This window comes from Rheinheimera marina, assembly GCF_042654345.1.
In the GTDB taxonomy this organism is placed as follows: domain Bacteria; phylum Pseudomonadota; class Gammaproteobacteria; order Enterobacterales; family Alteromonadaceae; genus Pararheinheimera; species Pararheinheimera marina.
In genome coordinates this window covers 87,181-109,150 of record NZ_JBHSGB010000012.1, presented here as the reverse complement: position 1 = coordinate 109,150, position 21,970 = coordinate 87,181, and the positions used below count along the sequence as shown (strand labels likewise).

General features: G+C 49.9%; 18 protein-coding genes. 16 read left to right on the top strand and 2 right to left on the bottom strand.

Translation table 11 applies throughout. The features are described from left to right. Nucleotides 1–255 precede the first annotated feature (255 nt). From pdhR to ACFO3I_RS13730, 10 genes are all read left to right on the top strand, one after another. Complete coding sequence (gene pdhR, locus ACFO3I_RS13775) at nucleotides 256–1,014, top strand: pyruvate dehydrogenase complex transcriptional repressor PdhR (protein WP_377334820.1); 759 nt, start codon at nucleotides 256–258, stop codon at nucleotides 1,012–1,014. Nucleotides 1,015–1,081: 67 nt separating this feature from the next. Continuing rightward, nucleotides 1,082–3,748, top strand: coding sequence for a pyruvate dehydrogenase (acetyl-transferring), homodimeric type (aceE, locus tag ACFO3I_RS13770; RefSeq protein WP_377334818.1), 2,667 nt, complete (start codon nucleotides 1,082–1,084; stop codon nucleotides 3,746–3,748). 11 nt (nucleotides 3,749–3,759) lie between these two features. After that, nucleotides 3,760–5,388, top strand: coding sequence for a pyruvate dehydrogenase complex dihydrolipoyllysine-residue acetyltransferase (aceF, locus tag ACFO3I_RS13765; RefSeq protein WP_377334816.1), 1,629 nt, complete (start codon nucleotides 3,760–3,762; stop codon nucleotides 5,386–5,388). Nucleotides 5,389–5,521: 133 nt separating this feature from the next. Continuing rightward, entirely contained in the window at nucleotides 5,522–6,934 is a 1,413-nt protein-coding gene (lpdA, locus tag ACFO3I_RS13760; protein ID WP_377334814.1) for a dihydrolipoyl dehydrogenase, read from the top strand. A gap of 197 nt (nucleotides 6,935–7,131) precedes the next feature. Beyond that, the gene (locus ACFO3I_RS13755; protein WP_377334812.1) at nucleotides 7,132–9,213 is read left to right on the top strand and encodes a M13 family metallopeptidase; all 2,082 of its coding nucleotides are present in this window, start codon (nucleotides 7,132–7,134) and stop codon (nucleotides 9,211–9,213) included. A gap of 252 nt (nucleotides 9,214–9,465) precedes the next feature. Continuing rightward, the gene (gene acnB, locus ACFO3I_RS13750; protein WP_377334810.1) at nucleotides 9,466–12,063 is read left to right on the top strand and encodes a bifunctional aconitate hydratase 2/2-methylisocitrate dehydratase; all 2,598 of its coding nucleotides are present in this window, start codon (nucleotides 9,466–9,468) and stop codon (nucleotides 12,061–12,063) included. A gap of 78 nt (nucleotides 12,064–12,141) precedes the next feature. Continuing rightward, nucleotides 12,142–12,552, top strand: a complete 411-nt coding sequence (locus ACFO3I_RS13745; protein WP_377334808.1) for a YacL family protein — start codon at nucleotides 12,142–12,144, stop codon at nucleotides 12,550–12,552. 158 nt (nucleotides 12,553–12,710) lie between these two features. After that, a complete protein-coding gene (glnK, locus tag ACFO3I_RS13740; protein WP_337843135.1) occupies nucleotides 12,711–13,049 on the top strand; it encodes a P-II family nitrogen regulator in 339 nt (112 codons plus the stop codon). A gap of 10 nt (nucleotides 13,050–13,059) precedes the next feature. Next, complete coding sequence (locus tag ACFO3I_RS13735) at nucleotides 13,060–14,331, top strand: ammonium transporter (RefSeq protein ID WP_377334806.1); 1,272 nt, start codon at nucleotides 13,060–13,062, stop codon at nucleotides 14,329–14,331. Between the two features lie 996 nt (nucleotides 14,332–15,327). Then, the gene (locus ACFO3I_RS13730; protein ID WP_377334804.1) at nucleotides 15,328–16,233 is read left to right on the top strand and encodes a Dyp-type peroxidase; all 906 of its coding nucleotides are present in this window, start codon (nucleotides 15,328–15,330) and stop codon (nucleotides 16,231–16,233) included. 9 nt (nucleotides 16,234–16,242) lie between these two features. Here the strand turns inward: ACFO3I_RS13730 and argR are convergent, their stop codons facing one another. Next, a complete protein-coding gene (argR, locus tag ACFO3I_RS13725) occupies nucleotides 16,243–16,713 on the bottom strand; it encodes a transcriptional regulator ArgR (protein WP_377334802.1) in 471 nt (156 codons plus the stop codon). A 183-nt stretch (nucleotides 16,714–16,896) separates the two neighbouring features. Here argR and mdh point away from each other — a divergent pair, with 183 nt between their 5' ends. Next, on the top strand, nucleotides 16,897–17,835 hold the full coding sequence (gene mdh / locus ACFO3I_RS13720) for a malate dehydrogenase (RefSeq protein ID WP_377334800.1): 939 nt from the start codon (nucleotides 16,897–16,899) through the stop codon (nucleotides 17,833–17,835). A gap of 87 nt (nucleotides 17,836–17,922) precedes the next feature. On the opposite strand, the gene ispB is transcribed toward mdh, so the two are convergent. Next, a complete protein-coding gene (gene ispB, locus ACFO3I_RS13715; protein ID WP_377334798.1) occupies nucleotides 17,923–18,894 on the bottom strand; it encodes an octaprenyl diphosphate synthase in 972 nt (323 codons plus the stop codon). Between the two features lie 207 nt (nucleotides 18,895–19,101). Here ispB and rplU point away from each other — a divergent pair, with 207 nt between their 5' ends. The 5 genes from rplU to ACFO3I_RS13690 all read left to right on the top strand — a co-directional run bounded on the left by rplU (nucleotide 19,102) and on the right by ACFO3I_RS13690 (nucleotide 21,915). Beyond that, on the top strand, nucleotides 19,102–19,410 hold the full coding sequence (rplU, locus tag ACFO3I_RS13710; RefSeq protein ID WP_337843129.1) for a 50S ribosomal protein L21: 309 nt from the start codon (nucleotides 19,102–19,104) through the stop codon (nucleotides 19,408–19,410). A 15-nt stretch (nucleotides 19,411–19,425) separates the two neighbouring features. Continuing rightward, nucleotides 19,426–19,683 carry a 50S ribosomal protein L27 gene (gene rpmA / locus ACFO3I_RS13705; protein WP_377334795.1) on the top strand — a complete coding sequence of 86 codons (258 nt, stop codon included), beginning with the start codon at nucleotides 19,426–19,428 and terminating at the stop codon, nucleotides 19,681–19,683. Nucleotides 19,684–19,802: 119 nt separating this feature from the next. Then, nucleotides 19,803–20,963: an Obg family GTPase CgtA gene (cgtA, locus tag ACFO3I_RS13700; protein WP_377334793.1), complete on the top strand. Its 1,161-nt coding sequence runs from the start codon at nucleotides 19,803–19,805 to the stop codon at nucleotides 20,961–20,963. Nucleotides 20,964–20,972: 9 nt separating this feature from the next. Beyond that, complete coding sequence (folA, locus tag ACFO3I_RS13695; RefSeq protein WP_377334791.1) at nucleotides 20,973–21,458, top strand: type 3 dihydrofolate reductase; 486 nt, start codon at nucleotides 20,973–20,975, stop codon at nucleotides 21,456–21,458. A 76-nt stretch (nucleotides 21,459–21,534) separates the two neighbouring features. After that, entirely contained in the window at nucleotides 21,535–21,915 is a 381-nt protein-coding gene (locus tag ACFO3I_RS13690; RefSeq protein ID WP_377334789.1) for a DUF3718 domain-containing protein, read from the top strand. The last annotated feature ends 55 nt before the right edge of the window (nucleotides 21,916–21,970 follow it).

Genomic DNA, 21,970 nt, shown 5'->3' with positions numbered 1-21,970 from the left:
TATCATACCGGCCTTTATTTTTATAACAGCCCTAAGACTATTGGTCAGACCAATTCCATTGGTGAAAAATTGCTCGCTTGAATTTGAGTGATTGCTCTAATTATTTGTCGCCGGAAAGTCGCAGAATAGGGCGCTTTAATTTACAGTCCATGCAGTTTCTGTTAAGTTAAGCCGCAATTTAATAAATTGGTCTGACCAATTTACAATAAGCTGATAAAAAGCAGCATAACCTGACAAGGCAGCAGACAGAGTTTCATGTCCAGCTTAAAAATAAAACCGGCCAAGTTATCCGATCAGATAGTAGGTCAACTCGAGCAGATGCTGCTGGAGGGAATTTTTTCGCCCGGACAAAAGCTGCCACCAGAACGCGAATTGGCTGAACAGTTTGATGTCTCCCGTCCTTCGCTGCGCGAAGCCATTCAAAAACTGGAAGCAAAAGGGCTGGTCAATCGTCGCCAAGGGGGCGGTACTTATGTCTGTGACAACCTGGCGGTTGGTTTAACAGACCCGTTGTTCGCGCTGATTGGCCGCCATCCGGAATCTCAGTTCGACTTGCTGGAGTTTCGTCATGCGTTGGAAGGTATTTGCGCTTATTACGCGGCGTTGCGTGGCACTGCTGCTGATTTTGCTCAAATTACCCAATGCTACGAGCAGATCTGCGCTGCCCAGCAGCAACAGGATTTAGATGCCGAAGCCCGGGCCGTAGGCCAGTTCTATTCGGCAGTCGCAGAAGCATCCCACAATGTGGTGCTTCTGCATTTGGTGCGCGGCTTAACGCCGCTGGTGGAGCAGAACATCAAGTTAAACCTTGAAGTCCTGCGTCCCAAGGAAGGTGTAGTGAGCCAGCTGAACGCGCATCGGCATACGCTGATGCACGCAGTGATCAATGGCGAGCCGGAGCAAGCCCGGCAAGCCAGCAACAGCCATTTGGCCTTTATCGAAGAGGCTTTGCTGGAAGCTGACCGGGAGCGCTCACGCATTGAACGCTCGCTTCGTCGGTCGCAACAGAACTGACGGGCTGAGGAATTTTTTAACTGGTTGATGGTCTGCTTTGGCAGTCCATCCAAAAAGGAAACTGACTATGTCTGAAGTCACTACCATTGACGTCGACGCGCTGGAAACCCAAGAGTGGCTGGAAGCGCTGGAATCCGTTGTCCGTACAGAAGGCGTGGAACGCGCCCAATTCCTGTTGGAACAAGTACTGGAGCAAGCCAGATTAGAAGGCGTGGACATGCCAACCGGCGTGACCACTAACTACATCAATACCATTCCACCTCAGCAGGAACCTGCGTACCCTGGCGATGTGAACCTGGAACGTAAAATCCGTTCAGTGATCCGCTGGAACGCCATCATGATCGTGCTGCGTGCCTCGAAAAAAGAACTGGATTTAGGTGGCCATATGGCGTCTTACCAGTCGTCCGCTGCCTTTTATGAAACCTGTTTTAACCATTTCTTCCGCGCGCCAAACGAAAAAGACGGTGGTGACCTGGTGTATTACCAAGGTCACATTTCACCGGGTATCTACGCCCGTGCTTTTGTGGAAGGCCGTTTAACTGCAGACCAGCTGGATAACTTCCGTCAGGAAGTAGGTGGAGAAGGTTTATCCTCTTACCCGCATCCGAAATTAATGCCGGAGTTCTGGCAGTTCCCGACCGTTTCTATGGGTTTAGGCCCAATCACCTCGATTTATCAGGCTCGTTTCCTGAAGTACCTGGACGGCCGTGGTTTAAAAGACACCACCGATCAACGGGTGTATGCCTTCCTTGGTGACGGTGAAATGGATGAACCGGAAAGCCGTGGTTCGCTGTCGTTCGCAGCCCGTGAAAAACTGGACAACCTGTGTTTCCTGGTGAACTGTAACCTGCAACGTCTGGATGGCCCGGTGATGGGCAACGGCAAGATCATCCAGGAACTGGAAGGTCTGTTCCGTGGCGCCGGCTGGAACGTCATTAAAGTGGTATGGGGCAGTGGCTGGGACAAGCTGTTGGCCAAAGACACCACAGGTAAACTGCTGCAGTTGATGAACGAAACTGTCGACGGTGACTACCAGACGTACAAAGCCAAAGACGGTGCTTATGTTCGTCAGCACTTCTTCGGTCGTTATCCGGAAACTGCGGCTCTGGTCGCAGACATGACGGATGAAGAAATTTTTGCATTAAAACGTGGTGGTCATGAACCATCCAAGCTGTTTGCCGCCTTTAAAGCCGCGCAGGAATGCAAAGGCCGTCCAACGGTGATCCTGGCCAAAACCATCAAAGGTTACGGCATGGGTGAGGCTGCTGAAGGCAAAAACATCGCGCACCAGGTGAAGAAGATGGACATGACGCACGTGCTGCAAATTCGCAAGCGCCTGGGTCTGGAAGACTATATCAGTGAAGAGGATGTGGCTTCACTGCCATACATCCAATTGCCTGAAGGTTCACCTGAGCACCAGTATCTGCACGCCCGTCGTAACGCCTTAAATGGTTACACACCAGTGCGTCTGCCGCAGTTCAGCGAAACCCTGACGCTGCCAGAGCTGAATGCCTTTGAACCTCTGCTGGAAGAGCAGAAACGTGAAATTTCGACCACAATGGCTTTTGTGCGTGGTCTGAACGTGTTGCTGAAAGATGCCAATATCGGTCAGCGCATTGTGCCAATTATTGCCGATGAAGCCCGTACTTTTGGTATGGAAGGTCTGTTCCGTCAGATTGGTATCTACAACCCACGTGGCCAGACCTACACGCCGGAAGACCGCGCTGTGGTGTCTTACTACAAAGAAGAAACCTCTGGTCAGGTACTGCAGGAAGGTATTAACGAGCTGGGTGCCATGGCGTCCTGGGTGGCGGCGGCAACCTCGTACAGCACCAACGATCTGCCGATGATCCCGTTCTACATTTACTACTCAATGTTCGGATTCCAGCGTGTGGGCGATATGGCCTGGCTGGCCGGTGACCAACAAGCCCGTGGTTTCCTGTTAGGGGCGACAGCGGGCCGTACCACACTGAACGGTGAAGGTTTACAACACGAAGACGGTCACAGCCACATTCTGGCCGGTACAGTACCGAACTGCATTTCTTATGACCCGACTTATGCCTATGAGCTGGCGGTGATCATGCAGGACGGTATCCGTCGTATGTATGGCGAGGACCAGGAAAATATCTACTACTACATCACTGTGATGAACGAAAACTATCACCACCCGGCCATGCCACAAGGTGCTGAAGAAGGGATCCGTCGTGGTCTGTACAAGCTGGAAAGCCATGCCGGTGACAAAGCTAAAGTACAGTTAATGGGGAGCGGCACCATTCTGAATGAAGTGCGCAAAGCGGCTGAAATTCTGAGTGAAGACTATGGCGTTGGCTCTGATGTGTTCTCTGTGACCTCATTCAACGAGCTGGCGCGTGATGGTCAGGACTGTGAGCGCTTTAACATGCTGCACCCACTGGAACAGGAAAAAGTACCATACATCGCTCAGGTGTTAGGTAAAGAGCCGGTGATTGCCGCCACCGACTACATTAAAAACTACGCCGACCAGGTGCGTGCTTTTGTACCTTCAGTCTCTTACAAAGTACTGGGTACCGACGGTTACGGCCGTTCTGACAGCCGTGAAAACCTGCGTCGCCATTTTGAGGTAAACGCTGGTTATGTGGTACTGGCGGCGCTGCATGAACTGGCCAAACAAGGTGCAGTAGACAAGCAGCTGGTGCAAGACGCCATCGCCCGTTTTGGGATTGATACCAACAAAACTAACCCGCTGTACGCATAAGAGGATTGGACATGACGATTGAAATTCATGTACCGGACATTGGTGCGGATGAAGTAGAAGTCACCGAAGTGCTGGTCAAAGTGGGCGATAAAGTCGCAGTTGACCAGTCGCTGCTGTCGGTGGAAGGCGACAAAGCGTCGATGGAAGTACCCGCCATTCAGGCCGGTACCGTCAAAGAAATTAAAGTCAAAGCGGGCGACAAGGTGAAAACCGGTAGCCTGATTATGCTGTTCGAAGCTGAAGGTTCAGCAGCGGCGGCTCCTGTTGCTGCACCAGTAGCTGAAGCTGTTACAGCCCCGGCGCCAGCTGCGGCCGCGCCAGCAGCTGCCGCAGTGCAAGACGTCGCAGTACCGGATATAGGTGGCGATGCGGTAGAAGTCACCGAAATTATGGTGAAAGTGGGTGACAGTGTCACTGCAGATCAATCATTGCTGTCTGTCGAAGGCGATAAAGCTTCGATGGAAGTTCCTGCACCTTTTGCTGGTGTGGTGAAAGAAATCATCGTCAATAAAGGCGACAAGGTGCAAACCGGTACGCTGATCATGCGCTTTGAAGTGGCAGGTGCAGCACCAGCTGCTGCGGCCGCACCTGCGCCAGTGTCCGCTCAAACCCCAGCTGCTCCAGTGGCTGCTGCGCCAGCACCAACAGCGGCACCAGCTGCAACGGCTGCCCCAGTTGCTGCCAGCACAGGTTTTGTTGAAAACAGCGCCTATGCCCATGCATCGCCTGTGGTGCGTCGTCTGGCTCGTGAGTTTGGCGTGGACCTGTCCAAAGTGGCTGGTTCAGCCCGCAAAGGCCGTATTGTGCGCGAAGACGTGCAAAACTACGTGAAGAACATCATCAAGCAAGTGACCTCTGGTCAGGGGTCGGTCACTGGTTCTGGTAACAGCGTTGGCTTTGACCTGATCCCATGGCCAAAAGTCGACTTTGCCAAATTTGGCCCGGTGGAAGAGAAGCCACTGTCGCGTATTCAGAAATTATCTGGCGCGAACCTGCACCGTAACTGGGTGCGCATTCCACACGTCACGCAGTTTGATGAAGCGGATATCACTGAACTGGAAGACTTCCGCAAAGAGCAGAACGCACTGGCTGACAAGAAAAAACTGGGCGTGAAATACACCCCGTTGGTGTTTGTGATGAAAGCCGTGGCCAAGGCGCTGGAAGAATTCCCAACCTTCAACAGCTCACTGTCTGAAGACGGTGGCAGCCTGATCCTGAAGCAGTATGTGCATTTAGGTATTGCGGTTGATACGCCAAATGGCCTGGTGGTACCTGTGGTTCGCGATGTGAACAAAAAAGGCATTATCGAGCTGTCACGCGAGCTGCAGGAAATTTCCGGCAAAGCGCGTGAAGGGAAACTGACCTCTGCAGATATGCAGGGTGGAACCTTTACCATTTCCAGCCTGGGTGGTATTGGCGGTACGGCGTTCACGCCAATAGTCAATGCGCCGGAAGTGGCTATTTTGGGCGTGTCCAAGTCGGACATCAAACCAAAATGGAACGGCAAAGAGTTTGAGCCTCGCCTGATGGTGCCGCTGTCAGTGTCTTATGACCACAGGGTGATTGACGGTGCGCTGGCCGCCCGTTTCACTGCAACGCTGGCGTCTTATTTAAGCGATATCCGCCAAATCATTATGTAAGGCAAAAGATGTCCCGTAGGCTGAAAAGTTACGGGACTTCTTACATGGGCGATGTTAAAATTTCGCCCACTTCATTTTTCGCCTGTCTGAGAGAAATCAGGCAGTTATCTGAACAGAGATAAAAGGTAAATCCATGAGCAACGAAATCAAAACGCAAGTCGTCGTTCTGGGCGCAGGCCCTGGTGGTTATTCAGCTGCATTCCGTGCCGCCGACTTAGGTCTGGACGTGACGTTGGTGGAAGCGCGCAGCACTTTAGGTGGTGTGTGTTTAAACGTTGGTTGTATCCCATCAAAGGCTCTGCTGCACGTCGCTAAAGTGATTGACGATGCCAAAGAAATGGCATCACACGGCGTAACTTTCGGCGCTCCACAAATCGATCTGGATAAAATCCGTGCCTGGAAAGACAAAGTAGTAGGTCAACTGACCAACGGTCTGTCTGGCATGGCGAAAATGCGTAAAGTGAAAGTGGTCAACGGTTACGGTAAATTCACCGGTGCCAACACCCTACAAGTGGGTGACACCACTATTACATTCGACAGCGCCATTATCGCTGCAGGTTCTGAGCCTGTTGCGCTGCCTTTTATTCCTAAAGATGACCCACGTGTCATCGATTCAACTGGCGCGCTGGAATTAAAAGATATTCCAGGCGAAATGCTGGTCTTAGGCGGCGGTATTATCGGTCTGGAGATGGGTACTGTGTACCGTGCTCTGGGTTCTAAAGTGTCTGTGGTTGAGTTTGCTGATCAACTGGTTCCTGCCGCTGACGCAGATATCGTCAAAGCCTACACCAAATACAACAAAGACAACTTCACCCTGATGCTGTCGACCAAAGTGACGGCTGTAGAAGCTAAAGCTGACGGTCTGTATGTCACCTTCGAAGGCAAAAACGCACCAGCGTCGCCAGTACGTTACGACAAAATCCTGGTGGCAGTAGGTCGTCGTCCTAACGGTTCACTGCTGGACGCAGCCAAAGCCGGTGTGAACGTCGATGAGCGTGGTTTTATCAATGTGGATAAACAACTGCGTACTAACGTGCCACACATTTTCGCTATCGGTGACGTGATTGGTCAGCCAATGCTGGCGCACAAAGCGGTGCACGAAGGCCATGTGGCTGCTGAAGTGATCTCTGGTATGAAACACTTCTTCGACCCACGTTGCATTCCTTCAGTGGCATACACAGATCCTGAAATGGCCTGGGTTGGTATCACTGAAAAAGAAGCCAAAGAAAAAGGTGTTGCAATAGAAACAGCGGTATTCCCATGGGCGGCTTCTGGCCGTGCTATCGCGTCAGCCCGCACTGAAGGCTTCACTAAACTGATTTTCGATAAAGAAACGCACCGTATTCTGGGTGGTGCTATTGTCGGTATCAACGCCGGTGAAATGCTGGGTGAAATCTGTTTAGCGGTTGAAATGGGTGCTGATGCGGAAGATATCGCACTGACCATCCACGCTCACCCAACGCTGAATGAATCTATTGGTTTAGCGGCCGAAGTGTACGAAGGTTCAATCACTGACCTGCCAAATCCAAAAGCGAAGAAAAAGTAATTTTTCTTGCTGATTAAAAAAGGCCGCCTTGCGGCCTTTTTGCTTTCTTACGCCTAGCTTTATGGCATTCAGCTTCAACCAAGCCGTGTGCATGTTGGGGGTATTTATATTCTGTTACAACTTCTGTTCACATTGTGCTTTCAACAGGCGTACCATAAGGGCGCTATCTTCCCATCCGATCTTCTGACAGGACCAAAATGAAAAAAATAACTCTGACTGCTGCCAGTGTGGCACTGGCCTTAGGCTTGGTCGCTTGTGGCAAAGCACCGCAAACCACGGAAAACGTCACTGCAAAAACCGAACAGGCAGCTGCACCTGCAGCTGCATTGGTCTCTGGCGTCGATAAAGAAAACTTCGACAGCGCTGTACGCCTGCAAGATGATTTCTTCCTGGCTATTAATGGCGGCTGGCTGAATAAGACCGAGATCCCAGCTGATAAGGCCTCGTACGGTTCTTTCCATGTACTGGCTGACAACTCTCAGCTGGCAGTGAAAACTATTATTGAAGAAGTATCCAGCCGCACGGATCTGGCGCCAGGTTCAGATGAACAGAAGCTTGGCAGTTACTACAACAGCTATATGAATGAAGCCAAGCTGGAAGAGCTGGGCTTAACCCCATTGCAACCTCAGCTGGAACTGATCCAGTCACTGAAAGATAAAAAGCAGCTGGCTTCTGTGTTTGCCTCGCTGCAACGAGATGGCGTCAGCATTCCGCTGAGCTGGTACGTCAACAATGACGCGAAAAACTCCAGTCAGTATGCCGTTTATGCCGATCAAAGCGGCTTAGGTCTGCCTGACCGTGATTACTACCTGAAAGACGACGAACACTCGAAAAAGATTCAGTCTGAGTATCAGACCTACTTGCAAGATTTGATGACCCTGGCGAAACACCCGGATCCAGCCGCAGCCGCTCAACGTGTTTATGCATTGGAAAAACAACTGGCTGAACTGCAATGGACTCGCGTGCAAAACCGTGACGCAGAGAAGACGTACAACAAAGTGACAGCGGCTGAGCTCAGCACTATGTTGGGTGATTTCTCGTGGGCAGAATTTGCCGCCGGTGCCAAACTGGCCTCAGTGAATGAAATCATTATTGGCCAGCCAAGTTATTTTGCTGCGTTGAGCAAAGTGATCGCCGATACAGACACCGCAAGCTGGCAGGATTACCTGAGGTTCCACACGGTCAACAGTTTTGCTGACAAACTGAATAAAGCAGTCTCCGATCGTCAATTCCAGTTTTACGGCACAGTGCTGAGCGGGACCACAGAGCAGAAGCCGCGCTGGAAGCGTGCGGTGGCGTCATCCGATTCTGTGTTGGGTGAACTGACCGGCAAGCTTTATGTCGAGCGTCATTTCAAACCAGAAGCCAAAGCCCGCATGGAACAGCTGGTGGCCAATCTGATTAAAGCCTATGAAGCCTCGATTAAAGAGCTGACTTGGATGTCAGAAGACACCAAGAAGGCTGCACTGGCGAAACTGGCCACCTTTACGCCAAAAATTGGTTATCCAAATAAATGGAAAGACTACAGCGCTTTAGAGATTAAAGCCGATGATTTAGTGGGCAATACGGTACGCTCCAATCACTGGGGCTACGACGAGATGCTGGCCAAACTGGGCAAGCCGATTGATAAAGATGAGTGGTTTATGACCCCTCAGACGGTCAATGCCTACTACAACCCGGTCAACAATGAAATTGTGTTCCCTGCCGCTATTCTGCAACCGCCATTTTTCAATATGGCTGCTGAAGATGCAGTGAACTACGGTGGTATTGGTGCTGTGATTGGCCATGAAATTGGCCATGGTTTTGACGACCAGGGTGCCAAGTTTGATGGCGACGGTAACTTGCGGAACTGGTGGACGTCTGAAGACGAAAGCCGCTTCAAGGCGCTGACTCAGGCGTTAAGTGCACAGTACAGCAAGTTTGAACCTGTGGCTGGCCATTTTGTGAATGGCGACCTGACGCTGGGTGAAAACATTGGTGACTTAGGTGGTCTGACGGTGGCGTTAAAAGCTTATGAGCTGTCACTGAATGGTCAGCAAGCTCCAGTGCTGGACGGCTACACCGGAGAGCAACGGGTATTACTGAGCTGGGCTCAGGTCTGGCGTTCCAAGTACCGGGATGCCGCCATGCAGCAAATGATTGCAACAGACCCGCATTCACCGCCGCACTACCGTGTGAATGGCATTCTGTCGAACTTGCCACAGTTCTATACAGCCTTTGATGTGAAGCCAACCGATAAGATGTATATCGCGCCGGAAAACCGGGTGAAGATTTGGTAATTGAATGCTGATTTGACGTGAAGGGCCGCAGTAGCGGCCCTTAATTTTTATGAATTCAATCAATCTCTACCACTATTTTTGAGAATAATTCTCAACTGGGGTGGTCATTCATCGTATTTATAGTGACTATAAGCCTGACTGCTTATACTCTGATGTCAATTCAGTGGGTTTTTTCTTATAATCCAGCTGTTTTTATTGCTTCCTTTCCCTCGCTGCAGCAGCGTTGCGGCGACCTAACCTGAGGACATTACTGTGTTACAACAATACCGTGAACATGTCGCCGAGCGCGCGACCCAGGGCATTCCTCCAAAGCCGCTGACTGCACAACAAGTTGCCGATTTAGTTGAATTACTGAAAAACCCACCAGCAGGTGAAGAAGCATTTCTGGTTGATCTGTTAGAAAACCGTATTCCACCTGGTGTTGATGAAGCCGCTTATGTAAAAGCTGGTTTTTTAAGTGCTGTTGCTAAGGGCGAAGTAAAAAGCCCATTAGTGACTACCGAGCGTGCCACTGAGCTGCTGGGCACCATGTTTGGTGGATACAACATTCAGCCCATGATTGATCTGCTGGATGACAGCAAGCTGGGCGCTATCGCCGGGAAAGGTTTATCGCACACCCTGCTGATGTTTGATTCGTTCCATGATGTCAAAGCAAAAGCGGACAAAGGCAACGCGCACGCCAAAGCTGTGCTGCAAAGCTGGGCTGACGCCGAGTGGTTCCTCAGCAAACCTGCTATTCCAGAAAAAATCACTGTGACCGTCTTTAAAGTGACTGGCGAAACCAACACCGACGATCTGTCTCCGGCACCAGATGCCTGGTCACGTCCGGATATTCCTCTGCACGCCTTAGCCATGCTGAAAAACAGCCGTGACGGTATTGAACCGGATCAAGCAGGCTCTATCGGCCCGGTGAAACAAATTGAAGCGCTGCAAAAAAAAGGTTTCCCATTAGCCTACGTGGGCGATGTCGTGGGGACTGGTTCCAGCCGTAAGTCTGCGACCAACTCTGTGCTGTGGTTTATGGGCGACGACATTCCATTCGTGCCAAACAAACGCACTGGTGGTGTTTGTTTAGGTGGAAAAATTGCACCTATCTTCTTCAACACCATGGAAGACTCCGGTTCTCTGCCTATCGAACTGGATGTGGGCAGCATGAACATGGGCGACGTGATTGATATTTTCCCACATCAGGGTGTGGTGAAGCGTCACGGCACCGACGAAGTGATTTCTACCTTTGAACTGCGTTCCAACGTACTGTTGGACGAAGTGCGCGCCGGTGGCCGTATTCCGTTAATCATCGGCCGTGGTTTAACAGACAAAGCACGTGAAGCTTTAGGCCTGAGCCACTCTGACGTATTCCAGCGTCCGGTTGACGCCGCTGATTCTGGCAAAGGTTACACCCTGGCGCAGAAACTGGTTGGTAAAGCCTGTGGCGTGACAGGTGTTCGTCCTGGCCAGTACTGTGAACCAAAAATGACCACAGTGGGTTCTCAGGACACCACAGGTCCTATGACCCGTGATGAATTAAAAGACCTGGCCTGTTTGGGCTTCTCTGCAGATTTAGTGATGCAGTCTTTCTGCCACACGGCCGCCTATCCAAAACCAGTGGACGTCAACACGCACCACACACTGCCAGATTTCATTATGAACCGCGGTGGTATTTCGCTGCGTCCGGGGGACGGCGTCATCCACAGCTGGCTGAACCGCATGTTGTTACCAGACACAGTGGGTACTGGTGGTGACTCGCATACCCGTTTCCCGCTGGGTATTTCTTTCCCTGCAGGTTCTGGTCTGGTGGCCTTTGCTGCTGCTACTGGTGTGATGCCATTGGATATGCCTGAGTCTGTACTGGTGCGCTTCAAAGGGGAAATGCAGCCAGGTATCACACTGCGCGATTTAGTGCACGCTATTCCTTACTACGCCATTCAGCAAGGCCTGTTGACCGTAGAGAAAAAAGGCAAAGTGAACATTTTCTCTGGTCGCGTACTGGAGATTGAAGGTCTGGAACACTTAACTGCTGAGCAGGCATTCGAATTGTCAGACGCTTCAGCCGAGCGTTCTGCTGCTGGCTGTACTATCACCCTGTCAGAAGATTCAGTACGTGAGTACCTGGAGTCCAACATTGTGATGCTGAAGTGGATGATCAGCGAAGGTTATGGTGATGTTCGCACTATCGAGCGTCGTATCCAGGGTATGGAAGCCTGGTTAGCCAATCCGAAACTGGAACGTGCTGACGCCGACGCAGAATACGCTGCCATTATCGAAATTGATCTGGCCGACGTGAAAGAACCAATTTTGTGTGCGCCGAACGATCCGGATGATGCCCGTCTGCTGTCTTCTGTGGCTGGTGACAAGATTGACGAAGTCTTTATCGGTTCGTGTATGACTAACATCGGTCACTTCCGCGCTGCCGGTAAACTGCTGGATAAATTCAAAGGTCAAATCCCAACCCGTCTGTGGATTGCTCCGCCAACCAAGATGGATAAAGACCAACTGACCGAAGAAGGTTACTACGGTATTTACGGCCGTGTCGGTGCCCGTATCGAGATCCCGGGTTGTTCGCTGTGTATGGGTAACCAGGCGCGAGTTGGCGACAACACCACTGTGGTTTCGACCTCAACTCGTAACTTCCCGAACCGTTTAGGTCAGGGGGCAAATGTGTACCTGGCATCGGCTGAACTGGCGGCAGTGGCTTCGGTTACGGGTCGTCTGCCTTCAGTGGAGGAGTACCTGGAATTCGCCAAGCAAATCGAAACGACGGCTGCGGATACCTACCGTTACCTGAACTTCCATCAGATGAGTCAGTACACCAGCAAAGCGAAAGATGTCATCATCCAGCAAGCTGTGTAACTAGCCTTTTGAGTAAACAAAGCCCGCTTCGGCGGGCTTTGCTATTTTTGATTGTAGAGAACCTGGGTAGAGCTCTGGATGGAATACGATTTTCTTGCCTTGGATGAGGTGGAAGTTGAGCAGCAGTTTGCTCAGTTTGACCGGCGTTACAACAGCCAGTCCCGGCGTTACGTGCTGCGGCTGGGCAATGAGCATTTAGCCTTGCAGCAGTTTCTGCTGGATGAGTTTGCTCAGCGAGCCGCAGCCTATCAGCCTCTTGTAGCCGCATTGGCGCAGCTAGGGCCTTATGATGACTACCACTGGCAGGGCAGGGAATACAGTCTGCTGGTCGAACGCAAAGAGGTGCAAGTTCGCCACCATAGCCTGGGATTGGACATAGGATTGGAAGAGCCCGAACTGGCGGAAGATCAGTCTCAGCTATTTTGCGAATGCGGCCTGGAAGATTTGTTGCATTTGCTGCAGGAATGGCAGCAATTTTTGCCCGCTTAACGCACCTTGCTTGTGAAGAAATGCACCGATTAGGTGCATTTTTTTTGTACAAAATTTTTATTCTTTCGTATGTGTATGTTTTTTAACACATTTAAATATTGGCACAGCACTTTCTTGTACTGGAAGCAATGCAACAAGACACTCTAAGGATAATAACCATGAAACTCGTAACTGCCATCATCAAGCCATTCAAGCTTGACGATGTCCGTGAAGCCATAGCGGATATCGGCATTGAAGGTTTGACTGTGACTGAAGTGAAAGGATTTGGCCGGCAAAAAGGCCATACCGAGCTGTATCGCGGTGCTGAATACCAGGTTGATTTTCTGCCAAAAGTAAAACTGGAAATTGCAACGCTGGACGAAAATGTAGAGCGACTGCTGGAAGTGATCCAGAAAGCAGCACATACGGGTCGGATCGGTGACGGTAAAATTTTCGTCTACGACCTGGAGCAGGTAGTGCGGATCCGCACTGGTGAAATGGACTCAGAAGCCATCTAAGGGGATTGTAATGCAAGAACAAATTTTTCACTTACAGTATGCAATGGACACCTTTTACTTTCTGGTATGTGGTGCTCTGGTGATGTGGATGGCGGCCGGCTTCTCTATGCTGGAAGCTGGTCTGGTACGCGCAAAAAATACAACAGAAATTCTGACGAAAAACATCGTGCTGTATTCTGTCGCTTGTACCATGTATCTGGTTTGTGGTTACCAGCTGATGTATGAAGGTGGTTTCTTTTTAAGTGGTGTAGGTTCAGTGGATGTTGCTGCGACACTGGCTGAGTTTGCTGCCCGTGAAGATGGTTTTGAAGGTGGTGCTATCTACTCTAAAGCGTCTGACTTCTTCTTCCAGGTGGTGTTTGTTGCAACTGCGATGTCTATCGTGTCAGGTGCAGTGGCTGAACGCATGAAGCTGTGGGCATTCCTGGCTTTTGCTGTTGTGATGACAGGTGTGATTTATCCAATGGAAGGTGCCTGGACTTGGGGCGGTCAGTCTGTATTCGGTCTGTACTCGCTGGGTGATTTAGGTTTCTCTGATTTCGCTGGCTCAGGCATTGTGCACTTGGCTGGTGCTGCAGCTGCGTTAGCTGGTGTCCTGTTACTGGGTGCCCGTAAAGGTAAGTATGGCAAAGACGGCAAAGCGCACGCGTTCCCGGGGTCTAACATGCCTCTGGCTGCGTTAGGTACTCTGATCCTGTGGTTGGGTTGGTTCGGCTTTAACGGTGGTTCTGTGCTGAAGCTGGGCGACATTTCGAATGCAAATTCAGTGGCCATGGTTTTCCTGAACACCAACGCTGCTGCTGCTGCTGGTACTATCACTGCGATTGTTGTCTCTAAACTCTTGTTCAAAAAGGCCGACTTAACCATGGCACTGAATGGTGCATTGGCTGGCCTGGTTGCTATTACGGCTGAACCTTCCACTCCAACCGCACTGCAGTCAGCCATTTTCGGCGGTATCGCAGGTGTGTTAGTGGTTGCTTCTATTCTGGCGTTGGACAAGCTGAAAATTGATGACCCGGTAGGTGCTATCTCTGTACACGGTACTGTAGGTCTGTTTGGTCTGTTATTGGTGCCACTGACAAAAGAAGGCACGAGCTTTGCAGGTCAATTGGCAGGTGCTGCGACAATCTTTGTCTGGGTCTTCGTGACTAGCTTTATCGTGTGGTTTGTTCTGAAGCTGGTGATGGGTATTCGTGTCAGCGAGCAAGAAGAATATGAAGGTGTGGATCACGCAGAGTGTGGTATTGAAGCCTACCCTGAGTTTGTTTCCACAGTAAAGTAAGCAGCCTGGGGAGAGCCGGTGGGGCTTCTCAGGAGCGTGTGACCGAGTCAGCAGCACCATTGGTTGTTGCTGAACTCAGTCACTGAACCCTTACCACCAAATCGTCTATCCTTGTCCTTTGTCTTTTATCAGACAGCCCCGGTAGCAAAAGTTGCCGGGGTTTTTTATTTTGGTCGTTGCCAACAGCAATGTGCTATTTTGGTGCGACATTGCCTTATTTTTGTTCAGGACATGGTTAATCTAACAGCTGTCTTCGGGATGGAAAAGCCGGTGAGCGAAATATTTCAGTAATTAATTAGATTGATTACTCTAATTGAAGTGTCGGTTTATGCAGACCTTAGCTGCTATAGAGCGCTTTGCGCTTGTACGCTGGTCTGGTGCCGTGTGGGCGTGGAGTGAAAAGATGTAGCGCCAGAAATAAGATGGGCCGCGAACTTCGCGGCCCCCAATACTTTTATCGGCTTCCTACCGATCACCGTCCCTGATGGATCATCCCTGGTTTCATCCTGAAACATCCAGCTGCTCCTAGCAAAATCCATTTTCCATCTGTACCCTCTCCAGAGGGTGCTGTTCATCCTTGACCTGTCCCATTCTTCCTTGCTGCTTCATGCACAGTCCCTGTTCGTCCTCTGCATCCTGCGTCGACATCCTATCGAATCAATCCTTGCTGGTCTCCTGACCTTGTTATCGCATCCGGCGACAACGTAATTATGGTCTTTTCTGAACTAAAAAGGGGGCTGCGGAAGCGACTGTAAGCCCTGTTATAAAATTGTAACATGGTGATTTTTATGCAAAAACAATATAAAACAATGTGTTATGTTGTTTTTCTTTGTGAGTGGCTGCTTAAAATGCCGCTTTGGCTTACTAATTTGTGAGATATATCTCACAAAGTCTGCAGCCAAAAAGCGGATATTTCTGCATTCTGTGAAAATCTGCTGCTTCGGTAAGCTGCTTTCGTTATGATCAACAGGTTGAACACTATCCAATTTGGTGGCTATGGCAAGGGAACAAACAGGTATTTGCGCTGAACCTAATTTACATGGCGTTTTTCTGCTGTTTAATGGGTTAGAAGGCAAGGAACGGCAACTTAAACAACAACTGGGGAAGCTCACGCCACTAATTGATGTGTTGGCAGAACAGTTTTCCGAGGCGATGCTGAACAGCGTCATTGGCATTGGCCCCGTACTATGGCCACGGTTGAATCAGAGTGTGACACCGGAGTACCTGTCATGGGCTGAGTTGGGGGAGACCGAAGCTGAGTTACCCAGCTTCCATTATGATTTGCTGGTGCATCTAAGAGCCGATCGCTTTGATGTGCTCTACATCGCTCTTTCCCAAGTGATGCAATTGTTGAATCAACAGGCTGAGCTGGTCGAGCAATGGTTTTGTTTTCGCTATTTGGACGGACGGGAGCTGACTGGCTTTTATGATACGCCGGACAACCCTCGTGGACGCGCCAAACGCGTTGCAGCCTTGGTGGATTCCACTGGTCATCCTTTTAACGGCGGGAGTTACCTGCTTTTGCTGAAACAGCACTGTGAGCTCCATCGTTGGCAGCAGCTGACCAGTGAACAACAACAAACCCTGATGGGACGTTATAAAACGAGCGGGCAATTATTACCCAGTGCTCAGCGCGAGGCTGACTCAATGGCTGAACGGGCGGCGCTGGAGCCTCAAGGCGAGCGATTGAAGCTACTTTGGCAGAATATGCCTTGTGCAGATGCCAAGCAGCAAGGAATGGTTGCGCTGGGTTGCAGTGCAGAGCCTGCTGATCTGTTGCAGTACCTGGATAAGCGTTTTGGTGTGCAGAACGGTTACGATCGGATGTTGGATTATTGTCCTATTGAGCAAGGCGCGCTGTTTTTTGCGCCTTCACTCAATATGCTTGAGAAATGGGGTTAGTCTGAGACCTCAGACTTTCTCGAACAGCTCCGTAACTTTCGTCAGGGTGTAATTGATATTTTTGACGCTGGTAGGGGCGATAAAAATGGTGTCATCGCCAGCGATGGTGCCCAACACGCCTTCTGCTTTTCCTACGGAGTCCAACAACCTCGCGATCAATTGTGCTGCACCCGGGCTGGTGCGGATGATGATCATCACATCATTGTGCTCAATGTCTAAGACCAACTGCCGCAACGGGCTTTTGGTGGTCGGTACCCCCAATTCGGGCGGCAGGCAATACACCATTTCCTGACGGGCATTACGGGTGCGTACTGCCCCGTATTTACTAAGCATACGGGATACTTTGGACTGACTGATGTTATCAAAGCCTTCCGCCTTTAAGGCTTCGACAATGTCACTTTGTGAGCCAAAACGCTCTTCTTTTAACAAAGATTTAAAGGCCTGAATCAAGGCTTCCTGCTTGGATTGTTTTGTAATCATGTTTCTTATTTTCTTGGTCGGCCCGGTTTTTCCGTGGGCACTGCTGTTGGCAGCGAATTCATCAGCTAAATTACACTAAATTCCACTAAAATGCTCAGACTTTAGGCGTAGCTTCATTGTATTTTGCGCCACATTTTAGTAGTGTTGGCGCGTTTCCATTGAACCGTAAATTGGGAGAATAGCATGAAAGTTGCCGTATTAGGTGCTGCCGGTGGTATTGGTCAGGCGTTGTCTTTGTTATTAAAGCTGAACTTGCCCGCAGGTACTGATTTAGCGTTGTACGATCTGGCCCCGGTAACTCCAGGTGTGGCTGTGGATCTGAGTCATATCCCTACCGCGGTGAAAGTGACAGGTTTTGGTAAAGAAGATTTGGACAAAGCCCTGGTTGGTGCTGATGTCGTGATGATCCCTGCTGGTATGCCACGTAAGCCTGGCATGGACCGTTCAGACCTGTTCAATATCAATGCTGGCGTAGTGAAAACTCTGGCTGAAGCTATCGTTGCTCAATGCCCGAAAGCACTGGTGGGTATCATTACAAACCCAGTCAATACCACTGTTGCTATTGCGGCTGAAGTATTCAAAAAAGCCGGTACTTACGATCCAAAACGTCTGTTCGGTGTAACGACTCTGGATGTTATCCGTGCTGAGACTTTCATTGCTGAATTGAAAGGCAAGAACCCAGCCGAACTGATAGTTCCGGTTATTGGCGGTCACAGCGGTACCACTATTCTGCCTCTGCTGTCTCAGGTAGAAGGTGTGAGCTTCACAGATGAAGAAGTTGCTTCACTGACTTACCGCATTCAGAATGCCGGTACTGAAGTGGTTGAAGCCAAGGCTGGTGGCGGATCGGCGACTTTGTCGATGGGGCAGGCAGCTGCTCGTTTCTGTGTATCTCTGATCAAAGGCCTGCAAGGCGAAAAAGTGACTGAGTACGCTTATGTAGAAGGCGCAGGCGAGCATGCCCGCTTCTTCGCTCAGCCGCTGGTGCTGGGTAAAAATGGTGTAGAAGAGTTACTGCCCATCGGTGCTCTGAGCGCTTATGAGCAAAAAGCTATGGCTGATATGTTAGGTACATTAAAAGCAGACATCACTCTGGGTGAAGAGTTTGTTGCTAAGGCCTGATTGATTCGACACTAAAAAAGCCAGCTTTAAGCTGGCTTTTTTATTTGCGGGAACTGCGCCTGAAATTGGAGAGTTCTGCCTTCAAAATTAATGTGAGCGTTCGACCGCGATATCGGCCAAAGTCTCTAATGCCTGCTTATAAGGGCCTTCGGGTAAAAACGCGATGGCCGACTTTGCTTTATCAGCCTCCTGCTCTGCAATCTTGCGTGTGTAAACAAAGGCGTTAGTGCGCTGCAGGATGGCTAGAATGCGGTCGAGGTGCTGCATGCCATTGGCATGTTCTATCGCATCTTTTAATAGCTGCTGTTCTTCGCCTGAGGTCTGACGTAAGGCGTAGATCAATGGCAGTGTCGGTTTACCTTCAGCCAAGTCATCACCAATGTTTTTGCCTAGCTCGTCCGCATCCGCCTGATAATCCAGCACATCATCAATCAACTGGAAGGCAGTGCCCAAATGCATGCCATACAGCTTCATCGCGTTGACAACAGTGTCGGACTGGTTTGCCAGTATCGCTGCTAATTGAGTGGCTGCCTCGAATAACTTCGCAGTTTTGCAGTAAATCACTTGCATATAACTTTGCTCAGTCGTTTGCGGATCATTCACGTTCATCAGCTGCAACACTTCGCCTTCAGCTATCACGTTAGTAGCGTCTGCCAGAATTTGCATGATTTGCATCTTGTCGAGTGACACCATTAACTGGAAGGCGCGTGTATAGAGGAAATCTCCGACCAACACGCTGGCTTGGTTACCAAAAACAGCGTTGGCCGTTTCTTTACCGCGACGCAGCATCGACTCATCAACAACGTCATCATGCAGCAGAGTGGCGGTATGGATGAATTCAATAATAGTGGCCAGGGTGACATGCTGCTCACCTTGATAGCCAAGCGCTCGTGCGGCTAAAACTGCCAGCAGCGGGCGTAGTCGTTTACCGCCGCTGTTTACAATATAAATACCTAACTGATTGATCAGAGCGACTTCTGACGTCAGTTGAGAGAATATATGCTGGTTCACGGCCGTCATGTCTTCAAGACTTAACTGGCGGATTTGTTCAAGCGTCATGAAATAAAAACAACTGCTTAGGCATTTTAGTTGCGCCAATTCTACACCAGAGCCGCAACGGAGCTAAAGGAAATCTGATCTTTTTGTCTACGCTGATCTTTTTCATAATTGCACTTGCGGGGGTAGGGGAAATTGCGTACAATTCGCGCCCTGTGATTTGTAATTAACACGCCCCAAAGAGTTGGCGTGCTTTGTTTGGAGTTAACTATGTACGCGGTTTTCCAAAGTGGTGGTAAACAGCACCGTGTAACTGAAGGTCAAACCCTTCGTCTAGAAAAACTGGACTTAGAAACCGGCGCAACTATTGAATTTGCAGCTCTGATGATCGCCAACGGCGAAGACATCAAAATCGGTACTCCAGTAGTTGCCGGCAGCAAAGTAGTAGCGGAAGTGGTCAATCATGGCCGTGGCGATAAAGTTAAAATCGTTAAGTTCCGTCGTCGTAAGCACTATCGTAAACAAGCTGGCCATCGCCAGTGGTTTACTGAAGTGAAAATTACCAGCATCAGCGCTTAAGAGGAGTAACTACTCATGGCAAGTAAAAAAGGTGTAGGTAGCACTCGTAACGGTCGCGATTCAGAAGCGAAACGCTTAGGTGTTAAGCGTTTTGGTGGTGAGTCGGTTTTAGCTGGTAACATCATCGTGCGTCAACGTGGTACTAAATTCCACGCTGGTACTAACGTAGGTATCGGTAAAGACCACACTTTATTCGCTCTGACAGACGGTAAAGTTCAGTTCGAAACGAAAGGCGAGTACAACCGCAAGTTCGTGAGCATTGTTACTGAGTAACAGTAGCCGAATTGATAAAGCCCCGCCTAGTGCGGGGCTTTTGTTTATATACAGCCAGGCTTCAAATTGCTGCTAGGGTTGTATAATGAAGCCAATTATTTTGACGCAGGATAATCCAGATGAAATTCGTAGATGAAGCGGAAATTCGAGTTGAAGCCGGCGACGGTGGCAACGGTATTGTCAGTTTCCGCCGCGAAAAATTTGTTGCCAAAGGTGGCCCAAATGGTGGTGATGGTGGTGATGGTGGCGACGTTTATTTGGTCGCTGACACCAACCTGAACACTCTGGTGGATTATCAGTTTGAAAAATATCACCAGGCTGAGCGTGGTCAGAATGGCATGAGTACCAATTGTACCGGTAAGCGTGGTTCTGATTTAATCTTGCGTGTGCCTGTCGGAACCCGCGCTGTTGATATGGATACCGATGAAGTCATTGGGGATCTGACCAAAGCTGGCAATAAACTGATGGTGGCCAAAGGCGGCTGGCACGGTTTGGGTAACGCTCGTTTTGCCAGCAGTACCAATCGGGCTCCGCGTAAAAAAACCAATGGTACGCCGGGTGAAGTGCGTAATATCCGTCTGGAATTGCTGTTATTGGCTGATGTCGGTCTACTGGGTCTGCCTAACGCTGGTAAATCGACGCTGATCCGGGCCGTCTCTTCAGCAAAACCAAAAGTAGCTGACTATCCGTTTACCACCTTAGTGCCAAACTTAGGCGTAGTGCGGGTTGAAGCACATAAATCTTACGTGATCGCAGATATCCCTGGCTTAATCGAAGGCGCGGCAGAAGGCGCAGGTTTAGGCATTCAATTCCTCAAGCACCTGGAGCGCTGCCGCTTGTTACTACATGTGGTCGACGTTTTACCGGCTGATGGTTCGGATCCTGCAGAGAACGCGTTGACAATTATTCGCGAGCTGGAGAAGTACAGCGATAAGCTGGCAGGCAAGCCACGTTGGCTAGTGTTTAACAAAATCGACTTGTTACTGGACGATGAGCAGGATGAAGTGATTGCGTCTGTGACTGCTGCATTGAACTGGGAAGGTCCTGTTCATAAAATTGCAGCGGCCAGTCGCACCAACACTCAGCAAATGGCCGGCGATATTCATGCCTACCTGGAAACTCTGCCTCAGGATAAGATTCAGGAACAGATTGATGCAGCACCAGTCACCTTTAAGTGGGACGACTACCACTCTGATGTGATGAATCTTGAAGACGACCTGGATGATGACGAAGACTTTGACGACGACGATTATGGCGTTGAAGTCATTTACCGTCGTTAAGGCTGTGGCATGAAGATTGCGCTGATAGCTGCGATGGCAGATGAAAGGGTTATTGGAAAAGATAACCAGATGCCTTGGCATCTGCCTGCTGATTTGAAGCACTTTAAGACTGTTACTTTAGGCAAACCGGTGATTATGGGCCGTAAAACCTATCAATCGATAGGCAAAGCCCTGCCAGGCCGGCGCAATATTGTTATTAGCCGCGGTGACGCGCTTAGCCACGATGCGGAGTGGGTGAATAGCCTGGACGCGGCGTTAACGCTTGTTTCTGCTGAGACCGAAGTCATGGTGATTGGTGGCGCTGAAGTGTATCGCCAGGCTTTGCCTTTGGCTTCAGTTCTTTACCTCACTCATATTGACCTCAAAGTGGAAGGCGACGCATGCTTTCCTGACTACCTGGCACATGCAAGCTGGCAGGTCCAGTCGACTGAATCCCATCAACCTGACGAAAAAAATCCCTATTCTTATCAGTTTCTCACCTTAATTCGCAGTTAAATAACCTAGGTTTGCACCTGCGCAGACATATTGTTAAGATAAATTTGTCTGTTTTTTGTCAGTGCAGGAGTTGGGTATGAAATTGTTGCCAGCAGTGTTGTTGGGAGTTGTGGTAGCGGGAGCTATCGTTGTGTCTCCGGAAGCGAAGGCTGACGATCAGCTGGCTGCCTCTATGTGTGACTATGTCAAGGCTGACGACAAAAACCGTCTGCGTAAAGTGCTAAGCGACTATCGTTTACGCTTACGCAATATTTATGATGGTGTGATTTGCAACGGGGATTCATTGCTGCGTCTTGCTTTCAAAAGTAATGCGAACGACGTCGGTGAATTTATTGCCAAGCAGTTGCCTGGTGCGCACATTACCGCTTCTGGCGATATTGCCTGGGCTGAAGCAAACGGCTTTTCTGCATCGCCTTTACTGGCCGTGTTGAAAGCCCGTGCCGGCGGTGGTGATTAAGTATTGTTTGACAGAATAAAAAATCCGCCTGTTGGCGGATTTTTTATTTCAGCGG

Coding starts and splice junctions, on each gene's coding strand:
- pdhR (WP_377334820.1), top strand. CDS start 256: ATGTCCAGCTTAAAAATAAAACCGGCCAAGTTATCCGATCAGATAGTA.
- aceE (WP_377334818.1), top strand. CDS start 1,082: ATGTCTGAAGTCACTACCATTGACGTCGACGCGCTGGAAACCCAAGAG.
- aceF (WP_377334816.1), top strand. CDS start 3,760: ATGACGATTGAAATTCATGTACCGGACATTGGTGCGGATGAAGTAGAA.
- lpdA (WP_377334814.1), top strand. CDS start 5,522: ATGAGCAACGAAATCAAAACGCAAGTCGTCGTTCTGGGCGCAGGCCCT.
- ACFO3I_RS13755 (WP_377334812.1), top strand. CDS start 7,132: ATGAAAAAAATAACTCTGACTGCTGCCAGTGTGGCACTGGCCTTAGGC.
- ACFO3I_RS13745 (WP_377334808.1), top strand. CDS start 12,142: ATGGAATACGATTTTCTTGCCTTGGATGAGGTGGAAGTTGAGCAGCAG.
- glnK (WP_337843135.1), top strand. CDS start 12,711: ATGAAACTCGTAACTGCCATCATCAAGCCATTCAAGCTTGACGATGTC.
- ACFO3I_RS13735 (WP_377334806.1), top strand. CDS start 13,060: ATGCAAGAACAAATTTTTCACTTACAGTATGCAATGGACACCTTTTAC.
- ACFO3I_RS13730 (WP_377334804.1), top strand. CDS start 15,328: ATGGCAAGGGAACAAACAGGTATTTGCGCTGAACCTAATTTACATGGC.
- argR (WP_377334802.1), bottom strand. CDS start 16,713: ATGATTACAAAACAATCCAAGCAGGAAGCCTTGATTCAGGCCTTTAAA.
- mdh (WP_377334800.1), top strand. CDS start 16,897: ATGAAAGTTGCCGTATTAGGTGCTGCCGGTGGTATTGGTCAGGCGTTG.
- ispB (WP_377334798.1), bottom strand. CDS start 18,894: ATGACGCTTGAACAAATCCGCCAGTTAAGTCTTGAAGACATGACGGCC.
- rplU (WP_337843129.1), top strand. CDS start 19,102: ATGTACGCGGTTTTCCAAAGTGGTGGTAAACAGCACCGTGTAACTGAA.
- rpmA (WP_377334795.1), top strand. CDS start 19,426: ATGGCAAGTAAAAAAGGTGTAGGTAGCACTCGTAACGGTCGCGATTCA.
- cgtA (WP_377334793.1), top strand. CDS start 19,803: ATGAAATTCGTAGATGAAGCGGAAATTCGAGTTGAAGCCGGCGACGGT.
- folA (WP_377334791.1), top strand. CDS start 20,973: ATGAAGATTGCGCTGATAGCTGCGATGGCAGATGAAAGGGTTATTGGA.
- ACFO3I_RS13690 (WP_377334789.1), top strand. CDS start 21,535: ATGAAATTGTTGCCAGCAGTGTTGTTGGGAGTTGTGGTAGCGGGAGCT.